Genomic DNA, 474 nt, shown 5'->3' with positions numbered 1-474 from the left:
TAAAAAAACTGCTATACATCTAATCCGACCAGTAGATATATTTGCTTTAAATTCTAAGATGTACTGGAAGAAGTGGGAGAGAGTTAGTAAAGAAGATTTGGATAAGATATCTAAAATATTTTTTAAGCGGATGTCAATTGTCACGAAAATTAACCCGTTTTTTTCACGAAAATTGACCCACCCATAGAGTTAGACAAAAAAAATTATTTTTGTTTCTTATCAAACAACTCTTTCATCCTGTAACTTTTTCCTTGAATGAGAAAGGGGTAGGAGTGGTGTAGCAGCCTATCAAGGATGGCAGCAGCTACCACTTCATCCCCAAAGATATCCCCCCACTCATCAAAGGGTTTATTAGTAGTTACTATAGTTGAAGTCCTTTCATATCTTTTTGAAATGAGCTTAAAAAATAAAGAGGCTGCGTGTTTGCCTATTTCAAGGTATCCCAATTCGTCTATGATTAAAAGGTCTATTCTA

General features: G+C 34.6%; 1 protein-coding gene. It reads right to left on the bottom strand.

Annotation, left to right across the window (positions count from 1 at the left end):
• Positions 1–203: 203 nt before the first annotated feature.
• On the bottom strand, positions 204–474 hold a 271-nt coding region (locus tag ACYQ0O_RS13125; protein WP_459893791.1), incomplete at its 5' end, for an ATP-binding protein.

The organism is Desulfothermus okinawensis JCM 13304, from assembly GCF_054654515.1.
The sequence above is the reverse complement of the archived record's forward strand: the minus strand, read 5'-3'. Positions and strand labels throughout refer to the sequence as shown.